Source organism: Rhodoferax sp., assembly GCF_030646845.1.
GTDB lineage: Bacteria > Pseudomonadota > Gammaproteobacteria > Burkholderiales > Burkholderiaceae_C > Rhodoferax.
Map to the genome: position 1 here is coordinate 128,935 of NZ_JAUSLE010000051.1, position 6,399 is coordinate 135,333.

Genomic DNA, 6,399 nt, shown 5'->3' on the forward strand with positions numbered 1-6,399 from the left:
CGTGGACATTACCCAACTTCTGGCCTTCAGCGTCAAAAACAAGGCGTCGGACCTGCATCTCTCGGCCGGCCTGCCGCCCATGATTCGCGTGCACGGCGATGTGCGGCGCATCAACGTGGAGCCGCTGGACCACAAGGCAGTGCATGCCATGGTGTACGACATCATGAACGACACGCAGCGCAAGAACTACGAAGAGTTCCTGGAGGTTGACTTCTCGTTCGAAATTGAAGGGCTGGCGCGCTTCCGGGTCAACGCCTTCAACCACAACCGGGGTTCCGGGGCCGTGTTCCGGACCATTCCCAGCAAGATCCTGACGCTGGAACAACTGAATGCGCCCAAGATTTTTGCCGATCTGGCGCTCAAGCCCCGCGGCATGGTGCTGGTGACTGGCCCCACGGGCTCCGGCAAATCCACCACACTGGCCGCCATGGTCAACTACTTAAATGAAACCGAGTTTGGCCACATCCTGACCGTGGAAGACCCGATCGAGTTTGTGCACGAGTCCAAAAAATGCCTGGTCAACCAGCGCGAGGTCGGGCCGCACACGCTGAGCTTTGCCGCCGCCCTGCGCTCCGCCCTGCGGGAGGACCCGGATGCCATTCTGGTGGGCGAAATGCGCGACCTGGAGACCATCCGCCTGGCCATGACAGCGGCGGAAACCGGGCACCTGGTATTTGGCACACTGCACACCTCCAGCGCCGCCAAAACCATTGACCGGATCATTGACGTGTTTCCGGCGGAAGAAAAAGAGATGGTCCGCGCCATGTTGTCCGAATCCTTGCAGGCCGTGATCTCACAAACCCTGTGCAAAACCAAAGACGGCCAGGGCCGGGTGGCGGCGCACGAAATCATGCTGGGCACCAGCGCCATCCGCAACCTGATCCGCGAGGCCAAGGTGGCGCAGATGTACTCCAGCATCCAGACCGGCAACAGCGTGGGCATGCAGACGCTGGACCAGAACCTGACCGATCTGGTCAAGCGCAACGTCATCAGCCCGGCGGAAGCCCGCTCTAAAGCCAAGATTCCCGAGAACTTTCCCGGCTAACGCCAAGCCCAGCTGTCCCAGCCAACCTATTGGAGTGCGCCATGAAAGGAATCCTCGGACTCCTCAGCAAGAAAAGCAAAACAGCGTCGGGTGAAGAGCAAGCCGACTCCCTGCTGTTCACCACGGCATTTGCCGGCTTGGGCCTGGACGCCGACCTGCTGGTGCCGTGGGAAGCGCGGTCGGTCGAGGTCGGGGCGGCGAAGTTGAGCGCGGGCCGTGGCACCAAGCTGCTGCAGGGCCTGTGGGCCAAGGACAAATACATGCGCCAGCTGGACCAGGACGCCATCGGGCGCATGGAGCGCTTCTTTGAATTCGCCACGGTCGCCGCCAACCGCGACATCATCCGCCAGGATGAATACAGCAACTTCATGGTGGTGCTGCTGAGCGGCAGCATTGCGGTCGATCGCGTGCAGCCCTGGGGTGAACGGCTGCGCCTCGCCGAGGCGGCACCGGGCGAGATTCTGGGTGAAATGTCGCTGCTTGACAGCGGTATGCGGTTTTCGATCTGCACCACGCTGAGTCCTTGCGACATCGCCATTCTCAGCGCTGACGCCATGGATGAGATGCTGACCACCGACCCGACGCTGGCCGCCAGCTTCATTGCCCTGCTGGCCCGAAAGCTGTCGCTTCGACTGCGCGTCGTCAGCGCCCGGCTCAGCGATAACAAATGATTTCAGAAAGCATCACACGTCATGGAACGCGATCAAGCCACCAAGTTCGTCAACGATCTGCTCAAACTAATGGTCGCCCGCAACGGCAGCGATTTATTCATCACGGCCGATTTCCCGCCCGCCGTCAAGGTTGACGGCAAAGTCACCAAGGTTTCGCCCCAACCGCTCAACGCGGGCCATACGCTGGCGCTGACACGCGCGGTCATGAACGACAAGCAGGTGGCCGAATTTGAGCGCACCAAAGAGTGCAATTTTGCCATCTCGCCGCCCGGCGTGGGGCGCTTTCGCGTCAACGCTTTTGTGCAGCAGGGCAAGGTCGGCATGGTGTTGCGCGTGATTCCGCTGACCGTGCCCACCATCGATGGTCTGGGCGTACCGCAGGTCCTCAAGGATGTGGCGACGGCCAAGCGCGGCCTGTGCATTCTGGTGGGTGCCACCGGTTCCGGCAAATCGACAACGCTGGCGGCGATGGTGGACTGGCGCAATGACAACTCGTTCGGTCACATCATCACCATTGAAGACCCGATTGAGTTTGTGCACCCGCACAAAAACTGCGTGGTGATGCAGCGTGAGGTCGGGGTCGACACCGACAGCTGGGGCGCGGCTTTGAAAAACACCCTGCGTCAGGCCCCCGACGTGATTTTGATGGGTGAAATCCGCGACCGCGAAACCATGGAGCACGCGGTGGCTTTTTCCGAAACCGGGCATTTGTGTCTGGCGACGCTGCACGCCAATAGCGCCAACCAGGCGCTGGACCGCATCATCAACTTCTTTCCGGAAGAGCGGCGCTCGCAACTCCTGATGGACTTGTCGCTCAACCTCAAGGCCATGGTGTCACAGCGGCTGATCCCCATGCAGGACGGCAAGGGCCGCACCGCCGTCGTCGAGATCATGCTCAACTCACCCCTGATTTCCGACATGATCTTCAAAGGTGAAGTCTCCGAGATCAAGGAGATCATGAAGAAAAGCCGTAACCTGGGCATGCAGACCTTCGACCAGGCCTTGTTTGACGCGTATGAGACCAACCTGATTACTTACGAAGACGCCCTGCGCAATGCGGATTCGGTCAACGACCTGCGCCTGCAGATCAAACTCAACAGTCAGCGCGGCAGAACCCAGGATCTGAGCGCCGGCACCGAAAACTTCGCCATCGTTTAAACAAAACCAGCACCCACGCCAGCATCATGACCAACACCACCAGCAACATCAGCACCAAGACTTACGAACCCACGCCCGCACGTCAAGTCGCCTTTCTGGGTCTGGGCGTGATGGGTTACCCCATGGCCGGACACCTGGCGCGGGCCGGCCACCAGGTCACCGTGTACAACCGAACTGCTACCAAATCAATAGCTTGGTGCGTCGAGTTTACGGGCACTAGCGGCTCAAAACAAACCTTAAAACACGCGCTGACACCGCGGCTCGCCGCGCAGCAGGCGGATCTCGTTTTTTGCTGCGTCGGCAACGACGATGATCTGCGCAGCGTCACCCTGGGCGCTGACGGCGCCTTTGCCGGCATGGCGCCGGGCGCCGTGTTCGTGGATCACACCACGGCATCGGCCAGTGTGGCGCGCGAGTTGTACACCGCCGCGAAGAACCTGGGGCTCCACTTTGTCGACGCCCCGGTGTCGGGCGGCCAGGCGGGTGCACAAAATGGCCTGCTGACCGTGATGTGCGGGGGTGACCAGGCCGCTTTTGATGCTGCGCAGCCGGTGGCCCTGGCTTTTTCCAGGGCCTTCACGCTACTGGGTGGGAGTGGCGCGGGCCAGCTGGCCAAGATGGTGAATCAGATTTGCATTGCCGGGCTGGTACAGGGCTTGAGCGAAGCCATTGCCTTTGGTCAATGTGCCGGGCTGGACATGAACCAGGTTCTGGACGTGATTGGTAAGGGCGCCGCGCAGAGCTGGCAGCTCGACAACCGCGGCAAAACCATGGTGGCGAATAAGTTTGATTTTGGTTTTGCCGTGGACTGGATGCGCAAGGATTTGGGGCTGGTGCTGGATGAGGCCAAGCGCAACGGTGCGCGCCTGCCGGTCACCGCCCTGGTGGACCAGTTCTATGCCGACGTGCAGCACATGGGCGGTCAGCGCTGGGACACCTCCAGCCTGATCAAGCGGCTGAGGTAATTCGCCCCCACGCTGGTCACCACGGCTATTATTTGGCTTCAGCGGCGGCTGGTTTGGGCTGCATGCCCTGCAACTCTTCTTCGCTGATGATTTCCAGCACGCGAACCACTTTTTGCACACCCTTGGTGCCACGAGCGATGTCGGTGGCGCGGTTGGCCTCGCGCTGCGTCACACGCCCCATCAAGTACGTGGTGCCACGCTCTGTCGTGACTTTGAAGCTATTGGCAAACAGGTCCTTGGCGTCCACCATATTGGCCTTGACCATGCCGGTCACCAGCCCATCCGACGAGCGCTGGGTGAATGAAGGGCTATCCTGAATACTGAGCTCATTGACGACGGAACGCACATTCTCAACCCTGGACACCACCTGCTCCACCAGTTGCTTGTCTTGTGCATTGGGCGCCTCCCCGGTCAACAGCACCTGGCGGTTGTAGCTGGTGACGTTGACGCGAACGCGGTCGCCCAGGTTGGCGCGCACGCCACTGGCAGCGCGCAGTTCAATCCCCTCATCTTCGATCTGGGTGCCCGCGGTACGGCGATCGGTTGCCACCAGCGAACTCATCACGGCGCCACCCACCATGATGGGCGCACAAGCGCCGAGGCCAACGCCCACACAGGCGCTCAATGCCAGCATCGTCACGAGTTTTTGAGTTGCAAATTTCATTTTAGATTTCCTGATCTCCGAGTAACTGGGCATCCACCGCGTCACAAATGCAGTGCAGGGCCAGAATATGGACCTCCTGAATGCGGGCCGTGCGTTCATTGGGCACACAGATGTGCACGTCTGTATCACGAAGAGCCTGGGCCATCTTGCCGCCCCCGCGCCCGGTCAGGCCCACCACCACCATCTCGCGCTCATGCGCGGCCTCAATGGCCGCCAGCACATTGGCTGAATTGCCGCTGGTGGAAATGGCCAGCAACACGTCGCCGGGCTGACCCAGCGCGCGAACCTGGCGTGAAAAAATCACGTTGAAGTCGTAGTCGTTGGCAATCGCCGTGATGATGGAGCTGTCCGTGGTGAGCGAAATGGCCGCCAGCTCCGGCCGCTCACGCTCATAGCGTCCCACAAACTCGGCGGCGAAATGCTGTGCGTCAGCGGCCGAGCCGCCGTTCCCGCAGGCCAGCACTTTGCCCCCGCTGGTCACGCAGGTCAGCATGGCCTGCACGGCCGCCGCGATGGGTTTGCTTAAGGATTGCGCGGACTGGTACTTCAGGTCGGCGCTGTCAATAAAGTGTTGTTGAATACGTTGTTCAAGCATGGGCCCAATGATACCTGCGTCATATGTATCAAACTGTACATCGCCCGAGCGCAGATGAACGCGCCGCTCCTGGTGCTGCGGCTGGGTGGCCGGTTCAGCAGGCATCAAACGCCGCCTGCAACCACTCAATACCGCCTTGTTCCAGCAGCACCACATCAAAGCGACAGGGCGGCGGCTCGCGCAGACGCATCAGGTAATGACGCGCAGCAAAAATAATGCGTCGCTGCTTGAGCGGGCTGATGCTGGCGGCCGCCCCACCGTGGCTGGCACTCTTGCGCTGGCGCACCTCGACAAACACCGTGGTGCCATCTGGCGCACGCATGATCAGATCGATTTCTCCGCCGCCGCGCCCCGGGGTCCGATAATTGCGCTCCAGGAGACGCAGGCCGGACTGTTGCAGGTAGTGCAGCGCAGCATCTTCGGCCGCATCGCCCAGCTGCTTGGTCGTGCGGATCTTGGCCTTGATTTGAGGGAACACCATTGACTTCTACTTATGCCTCCGCTTTAAGCGCCGCGTTTGATGCGGCAGCCGATCAGAATTATCCGCCCGGCGCGCTCTACGTGGTGGCCACACCCATCGGCAATCTGGCCGACATTACGCTGCGTGCGCTGCATGTGCTGGGCCTGGCTGACGCGATTGCCTGTGAGGACACGCGCCACACCCAGGCTTTGTTGCGGGCTTATGGCATCGACAAGTCCAGCGCGCAATTGCTCGCGGTGCACCAGCACAACGAGGCGCAGGCCGCGCAGACTGTGATCGAGCGCCTGCGCCAGGGCCAACGGGTGGCCTACGCCAGCGACGCCGGCACCCCGGCCATCAGCGACCCCGGCGCCCGGCTGGTGGCCGCCGTGCGCCTGGCGCACTTATCCGTGGTGCCCCTGCCCGGCGCCAGCAGCGTGACCGCCGCTTTGAGCGTAGCCGGCATTGCCGATGAAGGCGCGCAGCAGGGCGGGTTTGTGTTCGTCGGGTTCTTGTCCTCCAAATCCACCGAACGCGCCACGGCCATCGCGGCCTTGGGCGCTGAGGCGCGGGCGGTGGTCATACTGGAGGCGCCCCACCGCATTGAAGCGCTGGCCACGGCATTGGCGACGTTGGGCACGCGCCCGGTCACCATCGGGCGTGAACTGACCAAACAATTCGAGGAAATCGCCACGGTCAGCGCCGAGGGCTTCCCGGCCTGGCTGGCCCAGGACGCGAACCGCCTGCGCGGCGAGTTCGTCCTGGTGCTGCACCCTGCGCAGGCCGAGGCACAAGCGGGACCGGACACCCGTGTCTTGAAACTGCTGCTGGCGCAGTTGCC

8 protein-coding genes are annotated in these 6,399 nt (G+C 61.8%); 5 read left to right on the top strand and 3 right to left on the bottom strand.

The features are described from left to right. Position 1: 1 nt before the first annotated feature. Genes Q7T10_RS12530 through Q7T10_RS12545 form a run of 4 tightly spaced genes read left to right on the top strand, consistent with a single transcriptional unit; the run spans position 2 to position 3,839 of the window. Positions 2–1,045, top strand: coding sequence for a type IV pilus twitching motility protein PilT (locus Q7T10_RS12530; RefSeq protein WP_304748659.1), 1,044 nt, complete (start codon positions 2–4; stop codon positions 1,043–1,045). Between the two features lie 41 nt (positions 1,046–1,086). Further along, positions 1,087–1,716: a Crp/Fnr family transcriptional regulator gene (locus Q7T10_RS12535; RefSeq protein WP_304748661.1), complete on the top strand. Its 630-nt coding sequence runs from the start codon at positions 1,087–1,089 to the stop codon at positions 1,714–1,716. 21 nt (positions 1,717–1,737) lie between these two features. Continuing rightward, on the top strand, positions 1,738–2,874 hold the full coding sequence (locus Q7T10_RS12540; RefSeq protein ID WP_304748662.1) for a PilT/PilU family type 4a pilus ATPase: 1,137 nt from the start codon (positions 1,738–1,740) through the stop codon (positions 2,872–2,874). 26 nt (positions 2,875–2,900) lie between these two features. After that, positions 2,901–3,839, top strand: coding sequence for an NAD(P)-dependent oxidoreductase (locus tag Q7T10_RS12545; protein WP_304748663.1), 939 nt, complete (start codon positions 2,901–2,903; stop codon positions 3,837–3,839). A 28-nt stretch (positions 3,840–3,867) separates the two neighbouring features. Here Q7T10_RS12545 and Q7T10_RS12550 read toward each other — a convergent pair whose 3' ends face one another. The 3 genes from Q7T10_RS12550 to Q7T10_RS12560 all read right to left on the bottom strand — a co-directional run bounded on the left by Q7T10_RS12550 (position 3,868) and on the right by Q7T10_RS12560 (position 5,579). Then, positions 3,868–4,503 (bottom strand): BON domain-containing protein, encoded by a 636-nt coding sequence (locus tag Q7T10_RS12550; protein WP_304748664.1) that lies wholly within the window; start codon positions 4,501–4,503, stop codon positions 3,868–3,870. A 1-nt stretch (position 4,504) separates the two neighbouring features. Continuing rightward, positions 4,505–5,098, bottom strand: coding sequence for a phosphoheptose isomerase (locus tag Q7T10_RS12555; protein WP_114970973.1), 594 nt, complete (start codon positions 5,096–5,098; stop codon positions 4,505–4,507). A 94-nt stretch (positions 5,099–5,192) separates the two neighbouring features. Continuing rightward, entirely contained in the window at positions 5,193–5,579 is a 387-nt protein-coding gene (locus Q7T10_RS12560) for a YraN family protein (protein ID WP_304748665.1), read from the bottom strand. Here Q7T10_RS12560 and rsmI point away from each other — a divergent pair. Then, the coding region (rsmI, locus tag Q7T10_RS12565) for a 16S rRNA (cytidine(1402)-2'-O)-methyltransferase (protein ID WP_304748668.1) at positions 5,579–6,399 on the top strand (821 nt) is incomplete at its 3' end. The genes Q7T10_RS12560 and rsmI overlap by 1 nt on opposite strands.

Bases quoted from the DNA above. Each gene is read 5' to 3' on its own strand.
- Q7T10_RS12535 (WP_304748661.1), top strand. From the start codon at position 1,087: ATGAAAGGAATCCTCGGACTCCTCAGCAAGAAAAGCAAAACAGCGTCG.
- Q7T10_RS12540 (WP_304748662.1), top strand. From the start codon at position 1,738: ATGGAACGCGATCAAGCCACCAAGTTCGTCAACGATCTGCTCAAACTA.
- Q7T10_RS12545 (WP_304748663.1), top strand. From the start codon at position 2,901: ATGACCAACACCACCAGCAACATCAGCACCAAGACTTACGAACCCACG.
- Q7T10_RS12550 (WP_304748664.1), bottom strand. From the start codon at position 4,503: ATGAAATTTGCAACTCAAAAACTCGTGACGATGCTGGCATTGAGCGCC.
- Q7T10_RS12555 (WP_114970973.1), bottom strand. From the start codon at position 5,098: ATGCTTGAACAACGTATTCAACAACACTTTATTGACAGCGCCGACCTG.
- Q7T10_RS12560 (WP_304748665.1), bottom strand. From the start codon at position 5,579: ATGGTGTTCCCTCAAATCAAGGCCAAGATCCGCACGACCAAGCAGCTG.